Here is an 18502-nt window from a genome sequence, read left to right as displayed (position 1 = left end):
TGCGACGCCGATCGCTAGCGGCAGGCCCGCGCACAGCGTGACCAGCGCCGCGGCGGCCTCGGGCTCGGCCGCGACCCGGGCGGCCCCGAGCCGGCGCGCGAGCAGTTCCACCCCGTCGGCCGAATCGAGCACCTCGAGCGGCACCGAAACCGCGCCATCTCGCACGACCAGGCCCGTCAGCCGCACGCGGCTGGTGACCAGGACCAGGCACCCCGCGCCGCCGGGCAACAGCGGCCGCACCTGCTCCGCGTCGCGCGCGTTGTCCAGGACGATGAGGGTACGCGTGCCCGCGAGCCGGCTGCGGTAGAGCGCGAGACGGGCGTCGAGCTCGGCGGGAATCTGAGTGGGCGGTACGCCCAGAGCGACCAGGAACCCGTGCACGACTGTCGCGACGTCGGCCGGCTCGCCGGAGGAATCGAAGCCCCGCAGGTTGGCGAAGAGCTGCCCATCGGGGTAGCGATCGGCGATCGAATGCCCGAAATGGACCGCCAGGGTGGTCTTGCCTACTCCGGCGGTACCGCCGATCGCGGAGATCGCGATGACACCGGCGTCGTCGGCCGCCAGGGTGGCGAGATCGACGAGTTCCTGCGAGCGCCCGACGAACGTCCGCAGCCCCGCGGGCAGCTGCCGCGGCACGATCTGCGGCTTCTCCCCCAAGTTGAGCGTCGGATCGCCGGTCAGGATGCGCCGGTGCAACTCCTGCAGCGCCGCGCCGGGATCGAGCCCTAGCTCGTCGGCGAGCTCGCGGCGCAGGTCGCCGAAGGCTTGCAGCGCCTCGCTCTGGCGGCCACTACGGAAGAGAGCCAGCATCCAGGAACCGCGCAAGTTCTCATCGAGCGGATGCCGTTCGGCCAACGCGGCGATGTCGGGCAGCAGTTCGGTGTGACGACCCAGTCTCAGCCCGATGTCGATCAGGTCGCGCTGCGCCGCGAGCCGCCGACTGCCGAGTTTGGCGATCTCGCTTGCGACGACGCCGCCCGCGGGCAGGGTCGCCAGTGGCTCGCCGCGCCACAATCCCAGCGCGGCGGTCAGGCTCGCGTGGGCCGCGGGGAGGTCACCGCGTACGGCCTGCTCGCGCCCTTCGTCCCACAGCCGCTGGAATCGCAGGACGTCCAGCTCGTCCGGGCCGAGCTCGACACGGTAGCCGCCCGGTCGGGTCACGATCCGGGCCGCGGCTTGCGCGCCCAGCGCCCGGCGTAGCCGCATGACGTAGGTCGGCAACGCCGCCTGCCGCCGCTCGTACGGGTCGTCGTCCCACATCGCCTGCGCGAGTACGCCCGACGGCACAGTCAGATTCGCATGTAGGAGCAGCATCGCCAGCAGCAGTTGCAAGCGGGTGCCGAGGGGGGTGTCATCGCGCCCGCTGACCTTGACCTTGACGGGACCCAGCACCCCGAACTCCACAGTCGACGACGTTATCACCGTGTCAGGTGAATGTGAGGTCGTCCACAGCAGACTGGGGCTGAACGGGCAGAAGGCCAGGTCGGCAAGAGCCGATGGCGCGACGAACGGGGGGCTCGCATGGGCGACGGCAGTTTCGGCACGGATCTTTCGAGGCTGTGGGACGTGGGAAAGAAGACCATGCCCGGCATCGCGTCGCAGTTGGATTACGCGCGCCAGGATCTCGCCTACACCGTGCAGTGGGCTGAGCCTGCCTTCAAACGACATCCGAAGTTCGGCGGCGACCACGGCCCCGCGTACGCCGGATGGTGCGAACTGCGGGACGACATCGCGAAGATGCTCGGCGACACGGCGCGCAACCTCTACCTGACCGCCGAAGCGCTGGTCACGGCGGCGGATTCCTATGCCGAGAGCGATGAGAACGCCAAAGCGCTGCTGCAACGCCACGAAGCCGACATTCGCGATCAGGAGCGCGCCGGCCACACCCGCAACCACATCCGATTGGACCTGTAGATGGCTACCACCGACGACATCCGGCAGGCCGTCGTCGAAATTCAGAAGAAGGCCGTCGAGGCCGATCGCCCGGTGTACGCCGCACGCGCCGGCAAGGTGGGCGGGGGCACGGCCGCAGATCTGATTCCGACCATTCCCGCGATGTTCGAGCCGTTCTACGAGATCCCCCCGGACGAGGCGTTCCAGTTGCCGATCCAGGACCTCGACGCGGCGCTGGCCCGGCTGAGCCCCGGTGAGCTGCCCAGCGACCTGATGACCGGCGCAGGACTGATGCCGGCCAGCCCGATCTACGGCGACATGGCCACCGTCCACGACCAGCTGGTGGATTGGCAGGGCGACGCCGCCTACAACTTCGTCAGGAACTTCGTCAATCCGTTCCGGGACGTGACCAAGAACCAGTACTTAGCGGTGTCTGTAATCCGGGCCCTGCTGGCCGCCGAACGGGAGATGTGGAACAAGACCCGCAACGACGTGCTGAAGATGGCCAAGGACACGGCGACCGTGCTCGACTCCGTCAATGACTGCGATCCGGCGAAACTCGCTCTCCAGTTCACCATCGCGGGAGCGATCATCGCCACCGCCACGGCCGACTTCAGCGGAATGGCGATCATCGTCTGGACCGGGGTATCCAGCGGCGCCGGAGTCGTTTCCGGCGCCTTGGGCCTCGTCAAGAACGACAAGCCGGACCTGAGCGTCAAAGGAGGGAATGTGCGCGCCATCCTGCAGTCGTTGCAGAAGGGGCTCGACCAGAGCGTCGAACTGGCGAATCAGACGGAAGCCCTGATCGCCCAGGCGGTCAGGATCAACAGCGGGATCATCAGCCGTGATCCCGGCAGTTTCGTGACGAACCAGCCGGCCATCACGGGGATCACCAAGCAAAACGTCGGGGACCAGGATCACTTCGGCGCCCACCGGCGGGGCACCTCGTGACGTTCGGCGAGCGGCTGGCCGCGATGCGCGTACGCGTGACTCTGCCCAGTGGTCTCCTGCACGCCGAGTTGCGCGGCCGCTCCGAGATCACGATCGTCTTCGAGCCGCCCACCTACCAGCGCTTCAATGAGGAGGCGCTCGAGGATTCCCTGGCGAACTTGGCCCGCATGCTATGGGCGGCCCGCACTCGGGAGTACTACGCGCTGCTGAGCGCGGCGGCCGAGCGCGACATCAACAGCGAGGTCGAATCGGATGATCAGGCGGATACGGACTATCGGGAGGCGCGGGCCCGGTTGGTCGTCACCGGAAAGAGTCCCGACGGCCGGATCACGATCACCGCGCGCGGCATGCACGACTGGAAGGTCACCATCGCGCCTGGCACCCTGGCCGCCTTGAGCGAGGAGGAGTTCTGCGATCAGACGGCGGCGGCCGCTGCGGAGCTGATCTCCGACCAGTACGCACAGGTCGCCGCCTTGAAAGCGGACATTTACCAATAAGGGTGATACCAGCCTCTTGATGGATGGGTGGCGTTGCGGTCCGGCTCCGTGGCGGCTTCCGTGGTCACCACGGATGTGGGTGTGCTGTCGGGGAGGCGAAGCTTTGATCAGACAACAGCGACCCACTCGCCTCTCGAAGGAGCACGAAATGACCTCCATCAACCACCTCGTCCTCGAAGTCACCGACCTGGCCGCCGCCGACTCCTTCTACACTGCAGCCTTCGGGCTGGGCGAACGCATCCGCCTGCGGGCCGGCGACGAACCGTCGGCCGGCTTCCGCGGCTACGCGATCTCGTTGGTCGTGCCCCAGCCCTGCGACGTGGACAGCTTCTTCGCCACGGCCACGGCCGCCGGAGCGACGACGCTCAAGCCGGCGACCAAGAGCTTCTGGGGATATGGCGGGACGCTCCAGGACCCGTTCGGCACCATCTGGAAGCTCGCGTCGGCGGAGAAGAAGAACTCCGGCCCTGCCACCCGCCAGGTCAACGATGTCGTGCTGCTGCTCGGCGTCGACAACGTCAAGGCCACCAAGCAGTTCTACGCCGACCGCGGCCTGCCCGTGACCAAGAGCTTCGGCAGCAAGTACGTCGAATTCGGCACCTCGACCATCAAGATGGCGCTCTACAGCCGCAAGTTCGCCGCCAAGGACTCCGGCGTGTCACCCGAGGGCTCCGGCTCGCACCGGATCGCCGTCGGCAGCGACGCCGGAGGCTTCGTCGACCTCGACGGCTTCCGATGGGAAGGCGTGTCGGCCTAGATTCTGGAAGGACCGTGAACGGCTAGCGAAGCACGCGGTACGTCACATGGGTGACGAGGCTGGCCGGTCTCGCCGTCACCTGCTCGAACTTCAGTCCTGGTACGCCGTCGAACAGCCGCGTACCCGTGCCGAGCGTGAGCGGCGAGATGTGCAGCCGGAGTTCGTCGATCAGTCCGGCAGCCAGGTACTGGTTCACCGTGGTCGCGCCGCCGATGACTGCGATGTCGCCGTCACCAGCGGCAGCGCGGGCCCGGTCGAGCGCCGACTCGATGCCGTCGGTGACGAAGTGGAACGTCGTCCCACCGTCCATCGGCTGCGGGTCGCGGACATGATGGGTGAGCACGAAGACGGGGGCGTGGTACGGCGGATCGTCGCCCCACCAGCCGTTCCACGGCCGGTCCCACTCCCCGCGAACAGGACCGAACATGTTGCGCCCCATGATGAACGCCTTCGCCGTGAGCATGTTTTCGATCTCGGCTTTGTTCTCCTCCGGGGTGTCGGCGTACCAGGCGTGCAGCTTGTCGCCCCAGCCGTCACCGCCGTCGTCGCCGAAGGGACGCTCCTCGGACTGGTTGTGACCGGCTGTGTATCCGTCGACCGACATCGTCATCGCGGTGTACACCGTGCCCATGCGCCACTCCTCCTCAGGTGTCCGTCGCCGCCCCACGACGGCTCATCGCTCCAGCATTCCAGTTCAGTGCGCCTCGCGCGCGCGTTCGGCGTCGGCCAGTGCGGGGATGACGAAGTCGGGCACTGCGTCCCCAGCGGCGATGTGCGCGCGTACGTGCTCGATCATCTGGCCGGGGTTGGCCGCCACATGACTCGGGTGATCACCGATCGCGTCGGCCGGAAGCAGGATGCAGGAACAACACACGACTCCGTCATCGGTGTCGTAGATGTACACGGCCGAGTCGTAATCGTGGGGTCGGCCGGGACTGCTCCAGCGCACGTAGCTCACCCCGGCAGAATAGACCGACGGCGCCTGCGTGAGCGAAATGTCTAATTCCGTGGTCGGCCCGGACCGTTCGGGGCTCAGCGCCGCCAGAACTCGGCGGGCAGCTGCTCGACTTCCTTCGCCGCCTCTGCCAAGTCCGCGGCAAATGGGAGTAGCGCCACGCCTGCGGAATCACCAGTCGCCGCCATCTGCTCGATCCCGGCGGCGTTGAGGCGTGCGCGTCTGGCGACTGTCTGGCCGAACGCGAGGCGCTCTCCGATGAAGCCGTACGCGTCTAGCAGCAGGTGTAGCCGTCTGTGACGATCGTCGAAGTCGGTGAAGCCGAGCGCGACGACGGCCCGCCGGGCGTGCAGCGGCACCCACGACAAGGCGGCGAAAGCAAGGTCGAGCTCGCCGGTGGAGGGTCCGGCGGTGTCCCAGTCGATGAATCCCGCCAGCTTCCCATCGCGCCAGACGGCGTTGTGGGGTCCCGCGTCGTTGTGCGCGATCACCATTCCTGGACGCCATGGCGGACCGGCGAACCAGATCGCGTCCGGCGGCGGCACGAATGACTTGGTGGCCTCGTGCAGCGATCGCAACCATGCGCCGACTTGCGTGAGGGCGTCGTCGGAGAAGACCCACGCCGGCCACGGCACGGCCGTGCCAACGGTCTCGCCCTCTAGGTAGCTCAACACTTGCCGGCCTTCGTCGTCGATGCCCAGTACGCGCGGAGCCGACGCGAATCCCACTTCCTCCAGATGTCTCAATAGGGCGTGCACTGCGGGAGTACACGGGTTGACCGGTTTGTGCACTCCCATTCGCGTACGCCGTGCGCCGGTGATTCGCCCACCCGGCAGCCCTTGTTCCCGCATGACGTCGTTATACCGCGTCGAAGTCCGGCAGAATGAGCGCGCCGTCCGGGGCGAGCGTGAAGCCCGGATTGTGCGCGATCTCCCACAGGTGGCCGTCCGGGTCGGTGAAGTAACCGGCGTAACCCCCGTATGCCGTCTCATGCGCGGGCTGGGTGATCTCGGCCCCGGCCTTCGTGGCCGCGTTCAACACCTCGTCGACCTCGGCTCGCGACCGTACGTTGTGGGCAAGGGCGACACCCCGGAAGCCGTCCGCGCCGGCAGCTGAGACGCCCGCGTCGTCGGCAAGCATGTCGCGCCCCCACAACACCAGCGCCATGCCCCCGGCCTGGAAGAACACAGTCTGCTCGACTTCTTGGCCCCGCCACCCCAGCCGCTCGTAGAACGCCCGGGACCGCGCGACGTCAGCCACCCCGAGGGTGATCAGACTGATCCGATGCTCCATTACAGCAACCTAACAAAGTCTGCGGCCGGTACCAGTGGATCGCCCGCCTCGGTGCCGAGCTTGCGCCGGGCACCGAGGCGTGCAGGCGATCAGACCGACGTACGCGACCACTGCTGGTTGGTGCCGGTGTTACAGGTGTACTGAATGAGAGTCACACCGTCAGCGGTCGACGCGCCTGGCACGTCGACGCATTTACCGCTGTGACGCGCTCGGAGCTGGAAGTAGCTGCCGTTGGCGACCATCTGGAACTGCTGGTTCGTGCCAGTGCCGCAGGTGTACTGGATCAACTCCGCGCCGTCGGCCGTGGAAGCGCTCACCACGTCGAGACACTTTCCGCTGTTACGGCTGACGATGCGCCAATAGCCGCTGCCCGCGTCCTGGAACTGCCATTGCTGCCAGGCACTGCCGCTGTAGGCGTACTGGCTGATGCGTGCGCCGTTGTCCGTGTTGGGCGACTGGACGTTCATGGTCTTGCCACTGTGGCGGACGTCGATCCGGTAGTAGGTCGACGGCGGCGGAGTCGTCGGGTCGCCGACGGTGTCTCCCCACGCGTAGCGGATCCGGTCGGCGCCGGAGGTGTTGCGGATGGTCAGGTTGAGGTCGGTACCACTGCCGCTGAAGGCGTACATCGAGTACCAGTCGTAGCCGATCGAGCCCGGCTTGCCGCCGAGGGCCGGCCAGTAGGTGCCGCCCATCTGGTTGTCACGCATGACCTGAGCCATGGCGCGGATGTAGCGCACGAAGTTCTCGGTGCTGTTGGCGTCGGCGTAGTTGAGGCCGGTGGACATGGGCGCGCCGAACTCGGTGGCGACCGCCCGGGACGCACAGTTGCCCAGAAGCGATTGGATGTGGCTGCGGAACCCGTCGTAGGTCATCGCGCCGTAGAAGAACGCGTAATAGTGGAACGACAGCAGGGTCGCGTTGAAGCGGCTGTCGTTGCAGATGTCGCGCAGGTCTTGGCTGAAGCCCGTGCCGCCGATGAGCACCCGGCCCGGCGTCGCGTTGGGGTGCGCGCTGAGCCAGTTCGCCGCGACGTTGCGCCAGTCCGCCGACGAGTAGCCGTGCGGCTCGTTCATCGGCTCGAAGTAGACGTTGCCGTTGGAGCCATAGGTGCCGATCACGCTGGACCACATGGAGTTCCATGCGCCCAGGTTCGTGATCTTGCCACCGGAAGCGGCACCGTCCTCCCAGTACGCGAGGATGACCTTGAACCCGCGCTCGGTGGCGGCGTCGATCGCGCCGCGGTACGCGTTCCACCAGGTCGTGTCGGCCACGGTGGGTGTGTTGATCGGCAGCCGGACGGTGTTGACACCCAGGCTGGCGGCCATGTCGTCGTAGAGGGCGTTGGCCTTGGCCCGCACCGTGGCGTTGCTGTCGGACTTACTCAGACCCTGCACGACCAGCGCGCTGGTGCTGAAGTTGTCCCCCAGTACCGCCCAGTTCATCCCGCGGAACGGTCGGGTGGCCGCGTTCGCCGGCGACGCGACCACGACGAGGCCCGCCAGCGCCGCCAGCGCCACGGCGACCAAGCCTGGGATCAACCGGCGTACCAGCCGAGTACGCCGCGGCCACGCGGAAGCGGTGCCGCCGGAAGAGACATTTGTTGCCATGGGGTTTCCCATCGTTAAATTTAGCTTCCCAACTTAAACAGGATGCAACACATTCACCCACTTGTAAACACCAATGGACCAGCAAACCGTCGAGTGGATGTTTCGCGCGGGAGGCACCTTGACGGTGGAGAGCCTGATTGGCCACACTCTCAGAGGTAATACGACATATGTTTCTGCCCGTCTTCCAAGATCCTTACAGGTCAGCCGGCGGCCAAGAAATGTTAACGTTCACATTGGAGGGTGGCGATCGACTTAGTCTCCGTTCGCACGATCTCCTGACCATCTCGCCGGCTCGGACGCCGTGGGACAGGCGCGAAAGCCCGACGCGCCGCAGCGTGAACCTCCTCCACGGACGCGCTCTCCCCGTCCACCGCGAGGTCGCCCGACCGCTTCCAAGGGAGGCGATGATGCACGCCCGACGTCATCCCCTCAGGTCCGTAACCGCCGACGATCTGGCCACAGTCGATCAGGTCATTACCGAGCGACATACCCGGCTCGTCGCCGCTGCGCAGGCGGGTGACGTCTCGGCCCTGGAGGCCGTCGTCGCCGAGCACCTGCCCATGCTGTACGGCGTCATCGGCCGGGCATTGAACGGCCACTGCGACGTCGACGACGTCGTACAGGAAACCTTGCTACGGGTGGTACTAGGGCTGGACGGGCTTCGTGAGCCGGCCAGTTTCCGGCCGTGGTTGCTTTCCATCGCAATTCGTCAGCTCAGTGCGTGCCGGCAGCGCCGGCGCGCCGTCGAGCAAAGGCAAGTCTCGGATGACGAGGAGGAGGTGGCCGATCCGGCTGCCGAGGTTCAGGACCTGACCGTGCTGCGACTACAACTGGCCGAACAGCTTCGCCAGCTCGATCAGGCAAGCCGCTGGTTGGACCCGGACGATCGCCGGCTGTTGCGATTCTGGCGCCAGGAGGTCACGGGCACGCTCGGCCGCCGAGCACTGGCCGCCCGCGTGGGCATCAGCGTTGCCCACGCGGGCGTACGTCTGCAGCGTCTGCAGCAACACCTGGCATTGTGCCGGGCCATCACTGCGGCGCTGAGCAACCAGCCGCGCTGTCGTCTGCTGGCCGAAGCCGTCACCGGCTGGAACGGCGAGACCACTTCGGTCTGGCGCAAGCGTATCGGCCGCCACGTGCGCGGCTGCGCGGAATGCTCCAGCTGCGCGGCCGACCTCATCCCGGCCGATCGATTGCTGCCGGCCTGCGCTGACAGCTCTGATCAGGAACACACACTTGTACGCCGGTCGCCACCGACCATGCGGCGCATCTGGCCTCCTGTGGTACGCGGACCTCACGTCGCGAGGACGGTCCACTGATTGTTGGTATGGGTGTTCGGGGCCCACAGGGCGCACACCGATCCGGCCGTGGTGTTGCCCATGCCGTCGAGCGCGGTGTTCGTGCCCCGGTTGATGATCTGATAGCGGCCGCCACCCACCGCGGCGAGGCGCCACTGCTGGTTGACTCCACCGTTCCAGGTCGTCTGCCGGCACGGTGCGCCGTTGGCGGTGTTGCCCCAGCTGTCGGCGACCATTCCGTTGGTGCGGTTGACGATGCGGTACCAGCCGCCGCCGAGGTCGACGAACTGCCATTGGAGGTTCGTGGAGCCGTCCCAGGTCCACTGCTTGAGATTGGACCCGGAGGCGACGTTTCCACCGCTGTCGATCACCAGACCGGTGGTGACGTTGGCTATCCGCACGTATCCGGTCGGGATGGGACTGACGGAGGTCACCTTCACGGTGTAGACGTGGCCCGATTGCGCCGGCAGCGCCAGGACATCAGGTTCTGGCCGGGTCACGGCGACGACCGTGCCGGTGGTGCTGTCGGTGACCTCGACGGTTCCGCCGAAGGCGAGGCTGCGCACGTTCACGGTGCCGGTGCGGTCGGCCCGGATCACCACCGTGCCGGCCTGGCCGGCGTTCCAGGCGGCGTCGACGGTGTATCCACCGCGTCCACGAAGGCCGGTCACTTTCCCGGAGAGCCAGGCCGGCGGCAGCGCGGGCAGCACGTGCAGTTCTCCGTTGTGGCTCTGGAGAAGCATCTCGGCGATGCCGGAGGTGGCCCCGAAGTTGCCGTCGATCTGGAACGGCGGGTGCAAGTCGAACATGTTCGGCGCGAGCCGGTCGGTCCGCACGAGCAGACGGATCAAGTCGTACGCCCGGCTGCCTTCCTCCATCCGCGCCCAGTAATTGATCTTCCAAGCGAGCGACCAGCCGGTTCCGTCGTCACCGCGCAGTTCGAGCGTACGCCGGGCCGCGCTGTACAGCGTCGGCGTGCCGCGTTTGGTGATCTGATTGCTGGGATGCAGCCCGTACAGATGGGAGATGTGCCGGTGGTTCTGCTCGGTCTCCACCCAGTCGTACAGCCACTCCATGATGTTGCCTCGTGAGCCGATCCGCGTCGGCGCCAGTCGGTCCCGGGCGGCAGTCACCCGCGTCTGGAAGTCGCTGTCCACGCCGAGCGCCTGGCCGGCTTGAGCGACCCCGGTGAACAGATCGCGCAGGATCTGATTGTCCATCGTGGGACCGGCGCACACGCTGACGCCGGAATGATGTGTCAGCTCGGGCGAGTTCGACGGGTTGGTGACCAGGTAGCCGAGGGTGGGTTCCGGGACGAGGCTGTCGAGGAAGAACTGGGCGGCGCCCTTCATCGCCGGGTAGTACTGCCGCAAGAAGTTCACGTCACCGCTGAATCGGTAGTGGTCCCAGATCATCGTGGCCAGCCAGGCGCCGCCCGTCTGCCACATGCCGGCGGCGGCGAAGTCCACCACCGATGCGCCGCGCCAGCCATCGGTGTTGTGGTGTGTCACCCAGCCGCCGGCGGCGTACTGCACCTGCGCCACGCGCGCTCCGGTCACGGTGAGGTCGCTGATCATCCGGAAGACCGGTTCGAAGCACTCCGCCAGATTGGTGGTGTCGGCGGGCCAGTAGTTCATCGGCAGGTTGGCGTTGAGCGTGTACTTCGAGTCCCACGACGGCGTCAACGAGTCGTTCCAGATGCCCTGCAGGTTGGCCGGCTGACTGCCCGGCCGCGACGACGAGATCAGCAGGTATCTGCCGTATTGGAACAGCAGAGCGGAGAACTGCGGATCGCTGACCGAGTTGTGCTGCGCGATGCGGACATCGGTGGTCTGATCGGCCGCCGAAGTACGCCCCAGATCCAAGGTCACCCGTCCGAACAGGGCCTGGTAGTCGGCCACGTGCCGGCTGCGTACCATGTCGTAGGCAATGCCCTGTGCGGCCGTGAGACGGGCGCGGGCGATGGACTGATAGTCGCCGTTGACGTTGCCGAAATCGACGTAGCTGGTGCCGACCGAGATCAGCAGTGTCACGGAGTCGGCGTTGGTGACCCGGAGCGTGCCCCCGGAGCTGCTGGTGCTGCCGCCGGTCGCGATGGCCTTGGCCAGGGCGAGGAACCGAACCGACCCGGCGATGCCGCGCTGGTCGCCGGAGCGGCCGTCCACCGCGATCGTGGCGCCGTCGGGGCTCGACGCGGTCACACGCTGTGGACTCGTGAACGACGCGGTGAACGAGATCGATCCCGGCCGGTCAGCGGTCAGACGCATGGCGATGACCTGATCGGGCGCACTGGCGAATGCCTCGCGGCGATATCGCACGCCGTTCTGCAGGTACGACACGGTGGTAACGGCAGTCGTGAGGTCCAAGTACCGCACGTATTCCGAGACGCCGGACCCGGTGGGAAAGGTCAGCCTCAGGTCACCGACCGGCTGGTAGGCCAGCTGACCGGCGGGCCTGCCGAGCATGTACTGGTCGATCTGGCTCTGCGCCTGGCTCCATTGGTTGGCGAACACCAGGCGACGGATCTCGGCCAGGGCACCCGCGCCGAGGGGGTTGCTGTAGTCGTGCGGGCCGCCGGCCCAGACGGTGTCTTCGTTGAGTTGCAGGCGTTCGGTGTCGGTATTGCCGAACACCATGGCCCCCAACCGTCCGTTTCCGATGGGAAGTGCGCGTAGCCAATCGGTTCCGGCGCTTTCGTCGTACCAGAGGGTGAGGTCGTTGCCGGGCAGGGGCGGCGCGGCCGAGGCGGTCGAGGGCCAGGCAGTGGTGAGCATCGCTCCGGCTCCGGCCGCCGCAGCGGCGGCGAGTACCTGCCGTCGTGACAGATCGGGCATGGGGTCTCCAGACGTTCAGGGGTCGTCAGTTGCGGACGGTCCATTGCTGGTTGGCGCCGCCCCAGCACGCGTACAGCTGGATCTTGGTGCCGTTGGTGGTGGCCGCCCCGGCTGCGTCCAGGCAGAGGCCGGATTGGACGCCGGTGATAGTGCCGTTGGCGTTCAGGTTCCATTGCTGGTTCGCCTGGCCGCTGCAGTCCCAGATGATCACGGGAGTGCCGTTGACGGTCCCCCGGCCGCTCGCGTCCAGGCACTTGCCCAGAACAGTCAGCTGGCGGCTTGCGGTGTAGGTCCAGCGTTGCGGGCTGCCGCCCCAGCAGTCCCAGAGCTGCATCTGCGTGCCGTTGGCGGTGGTCCCGTTGGGATCGTCCAGGCACCGGCCCGAGGCTGCGCCCACGAGCATCACATTGGAGCGGGTCGGCGGCGGGCTGCTCGGCGGCGGACTGCTGGTGGGCGGAGTGCCGCCGTCCAGGCCGAGGAATGAGATGGCGTACGCGAGCATGCCCGGTTGCGGGAGCGTGTGTCCGGTGCCGGAGATGCTCACTGCCTCGACGGTGGCCGTCGTCCCGGTGCCGCCGTAGCGCGTACGGGTCCAACTGGACTGCGGCGAATCAGTCGCGGCCGGCGTCTGGCTCAGCCCGTTCAAGTTGGTCCACTGCTTGATCTCTTCACCGAAGTTCGGGTACGCCAACGTCGTATCCGTGGTCCCGTGCCACAGCTGCATGCGGGGATAGCGACCGGTGTAGCCGGGATACATCGCGCGCGCGACGTCGCCCCACTGTTGCGCGGTCTTGATGACGTTGCCGCCGGAACATTGGCTGTTCCACAGCGAACCGTCCGTGGTGGCGAAACATCCGGCCGGCACTCCGGAGAAGGCCGAACCGGCCGCGAACACGTCGGGATACTCGGCGGCCAGAACGTTGGCCATCATCGCACCGGAGGAGAACCCGCTGACCACGATCCGGGCGGGATCGACGTTGTACCGGTTTCGGGCCCAATCCACCATCGACTTGATCCCGGTGGAGTCGCTGCCGCCGTCGCGCCGCAACGCCTGCTGGGTGGAAACGTCGAAGCAGTGCCCGCTGCGGGTCGCTTCCGGCAAAACGATCACGTACCCGTATCGGTCTGCCGCGGTGACGTAGTCATGCCCGTTGCCGCCGAAGATCCCCGACGCCGACCCGCCGCAGTAGTGCACCAGGACGAGCATCGCCGGTCGGGACGCGAGGGAATCCGGCGCGTACACATACATGCCTAGATTGGTGGGGTTGGTTCCGAAGTTGGTCACCTGCGTCAGCGTCGCTGCCGAGGCTGATTCGCTCGCGGCCAGGGCGACGCCGAACGACACGAGGACGGCCGCCGTGACCGCAGCGAGAAGTCGTTTCATCTAGAGCTCCTTTCCGTGCTTGGCGATCGGACGCGGGTCTGTACGCAGCACGCATCGCGCGATGTCCGGCACGACAGCGCGTCAAGCGTCTATCTATTGAGGGCTTTCCGGAGGCGGCGGCGTAACGCAAACCCGGGCAGCGGACATCACGTTTCCACGTGTGGTGAGTCACCCCAGAAAAGTGTTACGAGCGCTCGGCCGGCTCGGTCCCGATTCCGAGGCACGGTTCGTGGGGCCTACTCGGCGCTACAGCTCACTTGCGACTCTTCAAGAGCGCGTACGCGTCGTGCCTTCTTGCCGGGCGTCGACGAGTCGCGACATCAGGGCGATGAACTGGCTTCGCTGGGCGGCCGTCAGCGGCGCGAGGAACTCGTCCTGGACACCGTCAATGACCTTGTCGAGCTCGAGAAGCCGTTCGAGGCCCGCCGGTGTGATCGTGACGATGTTCCGGCGTTTGTGGTCGGGGTCGACGGAGCGTCCGATCAGGTTGCGCGACTCGAGCTCGCTCAAGGCAGCTGTCACGTCGCTGCGGTCGATCCCGGTCGCCCGGCCGAGTTCGGCCTGACTCGCAGGCCCCCATTGCTCCAGCGCGGCGAGAAGCCTGTAATGGTAGCTCCGCAGTCCGTCGCCGTGCGCCTCGAACGCGGCGCCGAGCAGCCCAGAAGAGCGCATGTATGCGCGGCTGACCAGCCAGGTTGCGCGTCCGTCAAGCCGGGTCGGCGTACGGCCGTCGTCATGGTGCATGGGCACCGCATCAGCATAACCCTTGTTGGTGAGGCCAACAGTTGATATGTTGGCAATGCCAACATAGGTACGACCAACATTGGAGCCAGCCGTGACGTCCTCCCCCACCTCATCCACGATCCGACCCACCCGGGTTCTAGTCGTCGGCCGCAGCCCGAGCGTGCTCGGCGAGACCGTCGGCATCCTCCGAGCCAAGGGCTACTCCGCGGACGCGACGAACCAGTTCGACCAGGTCCTCGACGACTACGACGTCACCGATCTCGACGTACTGGTCTTCGGCGGCATGGTCCCCGCCGACACGAAACAACGACTGCGCGAGGACATCTCCGAACGCAACCCGCACGTGACTTTCGTCCAGGGGCTCGCCGGGATCGCCGGCCTCATCGCCGCCCAAGTACAGGCCGCAATCTCGGCCCAAGCAGTCGATATCGCCGACATCACCTACGACGAAGCGCAGCGCTCGGTCGCACTCACGCTCCACGAGCCCGCGCTCGTCGCCATCGAGGCATGGTGGGGCACATCCTTCGCGCCCCCGGAGCCGAAGAGCGCGTCGACGCAGGTGTTCGAAGCCAGCCTCGGCCCGGGATCGCACTCCATCCCGCTGCCCGATCAGGTGCCGACCGTAGCGTCCTTCGTCGGCGTCACCATCGGCTCGTTCACCCGCGTGTTCACCGTCGGCCCGATGCCCGATGCCGTCCGGCGAATGACGCCGGCCACGGCCGCCGACAACCGCCTTCCCGAGGTCAACGCGGTCAGGACGAGCAGCGATGACCGGTGACAGAATGCTCTCCCCGCGAACGTCCTTGCTCTCGGTTCTCGTCCTGCTCCTCGCCATCGCCGTCCCGGCAGAGGCTTCGGCGGCGTACTCGACCGCGAGCGGTCAGCTCTCGCCGGTCAACCAGGCTGCCCACTCAGGGCACAAATATCTTGGTCGGTGGAACTATGTTCAGCCCGATCGCGCCACCGGAAACAACGTCGCAGTACTGGCCTGTTCGGACGGCGGGACCTCCTGCAGCCACAACCCGGCACTTCCGCTGCCGCTGAAGATTCCACAAGTCGGCTGGATCGACTTCAGCCCCGGGCCGGACGGAACCCTCTACGGGCGTACCGATCAGGGATGCGTGTGGAACTTCGCCGTCACCGCGGGCGGGCTGGAGCTGTCGTCCAAGACCCAGTTGTGTTTCAACGCCACCATCGGGCAGTACTACAGCATCCGACAATGGTCGGTCCAGGTGGACGGCGACGTCGAACGCGAGCAGATCATCTCCGAGAGCTTCCAACCCAACGGAGACGTCCTCTTCACCGAGATGAACTTCAGCGCCAAGGACCAGCCTTCTCGACGCCGGGTCGTCGACAACGGCGGTGACTCTGTAGCAGAAAAGCTCGTCGGCTCGTTCCGCTACGATCCGTTCAGCCTCGAGACGCTGGACAACATCACCGTCACCGACCGGGGCAGTGCCTCCCCCGACATCGGCGAGGTGCGGATCGACCGCCTCGACGGCAACAGAATCGCCGTCCATACGCCGGACGGCTGCAGCTGGATCCTCGGCGTGCAAGGCAACACCGCCGAGCTGCTGGACCCTGGCACACAGATGTGCCGAATCGGCTCTACCACACTTTCGCTGCGCTACTGGGCGATCGTGACCGACGACGGCGGGCACCTCAGCGCGTTCCGATCTGGATACACCTTCGAAAACAATCTGACCAACGCCTACACGTTCATCGGCTCACTGACACGAAAATGATGGCAGCCGCAGGCAGCCGGGCCAACGCCGCGCGGAACGTTCGAGCACGGTGTTGGTCCGGCGCGCAGGCCCACGCTAGGGATTGGTGTCCTGGATGACCTTGCTCGCGCAGTTGATGGGCGTGGTGTCGCCCGCCCCGCTGACAAGGCACACCCTGATGATGTATTCCTTGCTCTTGGCCAGATCGTAGATCCAGCTCTTGGAGGTGCCGTTCCCGCCGACGTAATTCCAGGACAGCAGCGTTCCTCCGCCGCTACGGATCTCGCCGCGGACACCGTATCCGTCGGCCGAGATGTCCTTGACCACGAAGAAGTCGACATCGGCCGCCGAATCGGTGTACTCCAGCAGGCCGTCCCAGTATCGGGTGTACACGGTGTCGCTCGCGGCCTGGGCCGGCCCCGCGAGACCGAACACGGCCAACGCGGTCACCCCGGCAGCCACGACCGCCAGCTTGGATTTCTTCCTCATACCCTCTGGTCCTTCCGAGCACTGTGGCGTTTGCGGGCCCAATGCTATGGACGAGACCAGCGCTCTTCCTTGCAGAAGACTTGACCGTTCCTTGAATCGCCCGGTCAACGGCCGCACCGGTCAGACGTCGTACACGACTCCTGCCGCCCGAGCGCCGTCCCGGCCTCGGCTGAATCCGGTCCGCCGATCACCAGGGCACTGGGCCGGCATCGTCGAAGAAACCGCCGGTCGGCCCGTCGTCGGGCAGGGTCGCGAGGCGAATCGCGATGGCCGCACCCTCTTGCGGCGTACGCACACCGCTGAAGCCGTTGAGGTCGGTGGCGGTGAAGCCCGGGCAGCCGGAGTTGATCAGAATCTTGGTGCCACCCAGTTCCTTGGCGTATTGGACGGTGAGGGCGTTGAGGAAGGTCTTCGACGCCAAGTAGGCGGCGGGTACCGGGCCCATGTCGATGCCCGGTGTGGTTTGCAGGGCGAGCGAGCCGACGCTGCTGGACATGTTGACGATCCGCGGCGCGGACGAGGCGCGCAGCATCGGCAGCATCGCGTTGGTGACCCGGACGACCCCGATCACGTTGGTTTCCACGACAGCGCGCACGGTTGCCGGAGCAAGGGTGGTCGGCGTCTGCGGCATTCCGCCGGTGATCGCGGAGTTGTTCACCAGGACGTCGAGCCCTCCGGCATGGTCGGCGATCAGCTCGGCGGCTGCGGCCGCACTTGCATCGTCGGTCACGTCGAGCGGCACACCGAACGCATCGACCCCGTTCGCGCGCAGCTTCTCGACCGCGGTGTCGCGTCGTTGCCGATCGCGCGCGCCCACACCGATTCGCCAGCCGAGCGCGCCCAGGCCGGCGGCGATCTCGTATCCGATTCCCTTGTTCGCGCCGGTCACCAGCGCGGTCGTCTGTTCACTCACACCGCTGATCCTGCTGTCACGCGTGGTCGGGCGTCCAAGACCGATCGGGTGGCCGGTGATACCGCGCGGGTATTGGTCGAGGTCATCGCCGGATACCATGGCGCGGTGGAGACGCGGGAGATGCGATATTTCGTTGCCGTCGCCGAGGAGTTGCACTTCGGGCGAGCGGCGCAACGACTCGCGATCGCGCAACCACCACTGTCGCGAGCCATCCAGCAGCTCGAACGGCGGCTCGGCGTCGTCCTGCTCCACCGCACCACTCGGGCCATCGCGCTGACCGAGGCGGGGGCTGTGCTGCTGCGGGAGGCCCGCGCCGCGCTCGACGCGCTCGAAGCCGCCGAGCGGCGTACGCGTCGTGCTGCAAGCGGCCAGCCCGGCTTGGTGCTGGCCGCCAAGGCCGGAGCGTCCAGCGAACTGTTGTCGAAACTGCTGCACGCGTACGCCGCCGAGCCGGGCGCCGTGGCCGTCGAGGTGATGCTCTGCGGACCGGGCCAGCCGGAGAGTCTGCTGCGTAACGGGCGCGCTGACGTTGCTCTGCTTCACCGGCCCTACGACACGACGGCCGGATTCGACACCGAGGATCTGCATACCGAACAGCAGGTCGTGGTCCTGCCGGCGGGTCATCCTCTCGCCAACCGGGCGCAGCTGTCATTGGCCGAGGTCGACACGCTGACGAACTTGCCCCTGCCGCGCTGGCCCGGACGGGATGGCAGCTATCCGGACGGCCCCGGCCCGCAAGTTCGCGACCATACCCAATTGTTCCAGTTGATCGCGCTCGGACTGGCCTGTGCGCTCGTGCCCGAGTCGCTGCGAATCCAACTGCGCGACCATCATGCCGTCGTGCCAGTCCCAGACGCACCGGCCGTCACGACCGTCGTCGCGTGGCCACCACACAGCAGGTCCAGAGCCGTTGCCGACCTCGTGCGTACGGCGACACGTCTCTGAACGTTGCGCAGGTCAGGATCTGTCCTCAGCGAATACCCTGTGGCATCGGCTGTGTCCTGAAGATAGCGTTTGCGGGGGGCCGCGGGACTTCGGTGCGACTTCCGGAACCCCCACCACCTAATGCGCCTGGATGTCATCGACGCCGCCCATGCCCGAGCCCGAGCAGTGTCCCGTTCCGGGAGATAGTCCCAGTGCCGTCGAGCCGCTGCTCGAAC

General features: G+C 66.8%; 19 protein-coding genes. 8 read left to right on the top strand and 11 right to left on the bottom strand.

What is annotated here, in order from left to right; genetic code table 11:
* On the bottom strand, positions 1-1404 hold a 1404-nt coding region (locus HOV77_RS19640), incomplete at its 3' end, for a BTAD domain-containing putative transcriptional regulator (RefSeq protein ID WP_290863890.1).
* A gap of 117 nt (positions 1405-1521) precedes the next feature.
* Between HOV77_RS19640 and HOV77_RS19635 the strand changes: the two genes are divergently transcribed.
* The 4 genes from HOV77_RS19635 (at position 1522) to HOV77_RS19620 (ending at position 4098) form a co-directional block, all read left to right on the top strand.
* On the top strand, positions 1522-1914 hold the full coding sequence (locus tag HOV77_RS19635) for a hypothetical protein (RefSeq protein WP_290863889.1): 393 nt from the start codon (positions 1522-1524) through the stop codon (positions 1912-1914).
* The gene (locus HOV77_RS19630) at positions 1915-2844 is read left to right on the top strand and encodes a hypothetical protein (protein ID WP_290863888.1); all 930 of its coding nucleotides are present in this window, start codon (positions 1915-1917) and stop codon (positions 2842-2844) included. It abuts the gene before it with no gap.
* On the top strand, positions 2841-3341 hold the full coding sequence (locus tag HOV77_RS19625) for a hypothetical protein (protein ID WP_290863887.1): 501 nt from the start codon (positions 2841-2843) through the stop codon (positions 3339-3341). The genes HOV77_RS19630 and HOV77_RS19625 overlap by 4 nt, the downstream gene beginning before the upstream one ends.
* A gap of 148 nt (positions 3342-3489) precedes the next feature.
* Positions 3490-4098, top strand: coding sequence for a glyoxalase (locus tag HOV77_RS19620; protein ID WP_290863886.1), 609 nt, complete (start codon positions 3490-3492; stop codon positions 4096-4098).
* A gap of 22 nt (positions 4099-4120) precedes the next feature.
* Here HOV77_RS19620 and HOV77_RS19615 read toward each other — a convergent pair whose 3' ends face one another.
* The 5 genes from HOV77_RS19615 to HOV77_RS19595 form a co-directional block, all read right to left on the bottom strand.
* The gene (locus HOV77_RS19615) at positions 4121-4729 is read right to left on the bottom strand and encodes a dihydrofolate reductase family protein (RefSeq protein WP_290863885.1); all 609 of its coding nucleotides are present in this window, start codon (positions 4727-4729) and stop codon (positions 4121-4123) included.
* 63 nt (positions 4730-4792) lie between these two features.
* Entirely contained in the window at positions 4793-5056 is a 264-nt protein-coding gene (locus tag HOV77_RS19610) for a hypothetical protein (RefSeq protein ID WP_290863884.1), read from the bottom strand.
* Positions 5057-5130: 74 nt separating this feature from the next.
* Positions 5131-5904: a phosphotransferase gene (locus HOV77_RS19605; protein WP_290863883.1), complete on the bottom strand. Its 774-nt coding sequence runs from the start codon at positions 5902-5904 to the stop codon at positions 5131-5133.
* 7 nt (positions 5905-5911) lie between these two features.
* Positions 5912-6346: a VOC family protein gene (locus tag HOV77_RS19600; RefSeq protein WP_290863882.1), complete on the bottom strand. Its 435-nt coding sequence runs from the start codon at positions 6344-6346 to the stop codon at positions 5912-5914.
* Positions 6347-6435: 89 nt separating this feature from the next.
* On the bottom strand, positions 6436-7956 hold the full coding sequence (locus tag HOV77_RS19595; protein WP_290863881.1) for an RICIN domain-containing protein: 1521 nt from the start codon (positions 7954-7956) through the stop codon (positions 6436-6438).
* 407 nt (positions 7957-8363) lie between these two features.
* On the opposite strand from HOV77_RS19595, the gene HOV77_RS19590 reads away from it, so the two are divergent.
* Positions 8364-9275, top strand: a complete 912-nt coding sequence (locus HOV77_RS19590) for a sigma-70 family RNA polymerase sigma factor (RefSeq protein WP_290863880.1) — start codon at positions 8364-8366, stop codon at positions 9273-9275.
* Here the strand turns inward: HOV77_RS19590 and HOV77_RS19585 are convergent.
* The 3 genes from HOV77_RS19585 to HOV77_RS19575 all read right to left on the bottom strand — a co-directional run bounded on the left by HOV77_RS19585 (position 9251) and on the right by HOV77_RS19575 (position 14333).
* Complete coding sequence (locus HOV77_RS19585) at positions 9251-12088, bottom strand: glycoside hydrolase N-terminal domain-containing protein (RefSeq protein ID WP_290863879.1); 2838 nt, start codon at positions 12086-12088, stop codon at positions 9251-9253. The two genes, HOV77_RS19590 and HOV77_RS19585, sit on opposite strands and share 25 nt — an antisense overlap.
* A 25-nt stretch (positions 12089-12113) precedes the next feature.
* Positions 12114-13472 (bottom strand): PHB depolymerase family esterase, encoded by a 1359-nt coding sequence (locus HOV77_RS19580; RefSeq protein ID WP_290863878.1) that lies wholly within the window; start codon positions 13470-13472, stop codon positions 12114-12116.
* A gap of 267 nt (positions 13473-13739) precedes the next feature.
* The gene (locus HOV77_RS19575) at positions 13740-14333 is read right to left on the bottom strand and encodes a MarR family transcriptional regulator (protein WP_290863877.1); all 594 of its coding nucleotides are present in this window, start codon (positions 14331-14333) and stop codon (positions 13740-13742) included.
* Here HOV77_RS19575 and HOV77_RS19570 point away from each other — a divergent pair.
* Positions 14308-14994, top strand: coding sequence for a hypothetical protein (locus HOV77_RS19570; protein ID WP_290863876.1), 687 nt, complete (start codon positions 14308-14310; stop codon positions 14992-14994). The genes HOV77_RS19575 and HOV77_RS19570 overlap by 26 nt on opposite strands.
* On the top strand, positions 14984-15961 hold the full coding sequence (locus HOV77_RS19565) for a hypothetical protein (RefSeq protein WP_290863875.1): 978 nt from the start codon (positions 14984-14986) through the stop codon (positions 15959-15961). The genes HOV77_RS19570 and HOV77_RS19565 overlap by 11 nt, the downstream gene beginning before the upstream one ends.
* Positions 15962-16036: 75 nt before the next feature.
* On the opposite strand, the gene HOV77_RS19560 is transcribed toward HOV77_RS19565, so the two are convergent.
* Positions 16037-16429 (bottom strand): hypothetical protein, encoded by a 393-nt coding sequence (locus tag HOV77_RS19560; RefSeq protein WP_290863874.1) that lies wholly within the window; start codon positions 16427-16429, stop codon positions 16037-16039.
* A gap of 187 nt (positions 16430-16616) precedes the next feature.
* Positions 16617-17342: an SDR family NAD(P)-dependent oxidoreductase gene (locus HOV77_RS19555; RefSeq protein ID WP_290863873.1), complete on the bottom strand. Its 726-nt coding sequence runs from the start codon at positions 17340-17342 to the stop codon at positions 16617-16619.
* 105 nt (positions 17343-17447) lie between these two features.
* Here HOV77_RS19555 and HOV77_RS19550 point away from each other — a divergent pair, with 105 nt between their 5' ends.
* A complete protein-coding gene (locus HOV77_RS19550) occupies positions 17448-18287 on the top strand; it encodes a LysR family transcriptional regulator (protein WP_290863872.1) in 840 nt (279 codons plus the stop codon).
* Positions 18288-18502: the final 215 nt, after the last annotated feature.

Origin of the sequence: Hamadaea sp., from assembly GCF_013362815.1 — a bacterium.
Lineage (GTDB): Bacteria > Actinomycetota > Actinomycetes > Mycobacteriales > Micromonosporaceae > Hamadaea.
The sequence above is the reverse complement of the archived record's forward strand: the minus strand, read 5'-3'. Positions and strand labels throughout refer to the sequence as shown.

Bases quoted from the DNA above. Each gene is read 5' to 3' on its own strand.
- HOV77_RS19635 (WP_290863889.1), top strand. From the start codon at position 1,522: ATGGGCGACGGCAGTTTCGGCACGGATCTTTCGAGGCTGTGGGACGTG.
- HOV77_RS19630 (WP_290863888.1), top strand. From the start codon at position 1,915: ATGGCTACCACCGACGACATCCGGCAGGCCGTCGTCGAAATTCAGAAG.
- HOV77_RS19620 (WP_290863886.1), top strand. From the start codon at position 3,490: ATGACCTCCATCAACCACCTCGTCCTCGAAGTCACCGACCTGGCCGCC.
- HOV77_RS19615 (WP_290863885.1), bottom strand. From the start codon at position 4,729: ATGGGCACGGTGTACACCGCGATGACGATGTCGGTCGACGGATACACA.
- HOV77_RS19605 (WP_290863883.1), bottom strand. From the start codon at position 5,904: ATGCGGGAACAAGGGCTGCCGGGTGGGCGAATCACCGGCGCACGGCGT.
- HOV77_RS19600 (WP_290863882.1), bottom strand. From the start codon at position 6,346: ATGGAGCATCGGATCAGTCTGATCACCCTCGGGGTGGCTGACGTCGCG.
- HOV77_RS19595 (WP_290863881.1), bottom strand. From the start codon at position 7,956: ATGGCAACAAATGTCTCTTCCGGCGGCACCGCTTCCGCGTGGCCGCGG.
- HOV77_RS19590 (WP_290863880.1), top strand. From the start codon at position 8,364: ATGCACGCCCGACGTCATCCCCTCAGGTCCGTAACCGCCGACGATCTG.
- HOV77_RS19585 (WP_290863879.1), bottom strand. From the start codon at position 12,088: ATGCCCGATCTGTCACGACGGCAGGTACTCGCCGCCGCTGCGGCGGCC.
- HOV77_RS19580 (WP_290863878.1), bottom strand. From the start codon at position 13,472: ATGAAACGACTTCTCGCTGCGGTCACGGCGGCCGTCCTCGTGTCGTTC.
- HOV77_RS19565 (WP_290863875.1), top strand. From the start codon at position 14,984: ATGACCGGTGACAGAATGCTCTCCCCGCGAACGTCCTTGCTCTCGGTT.
- HOV77_RS19560 (WP_290863874.1), bottom strand. From the start codon at position 16,429: ATGAGGAAGAAATCCAAGCTGGCGGTCGTGGCTGCCGGGGTGACCGCG.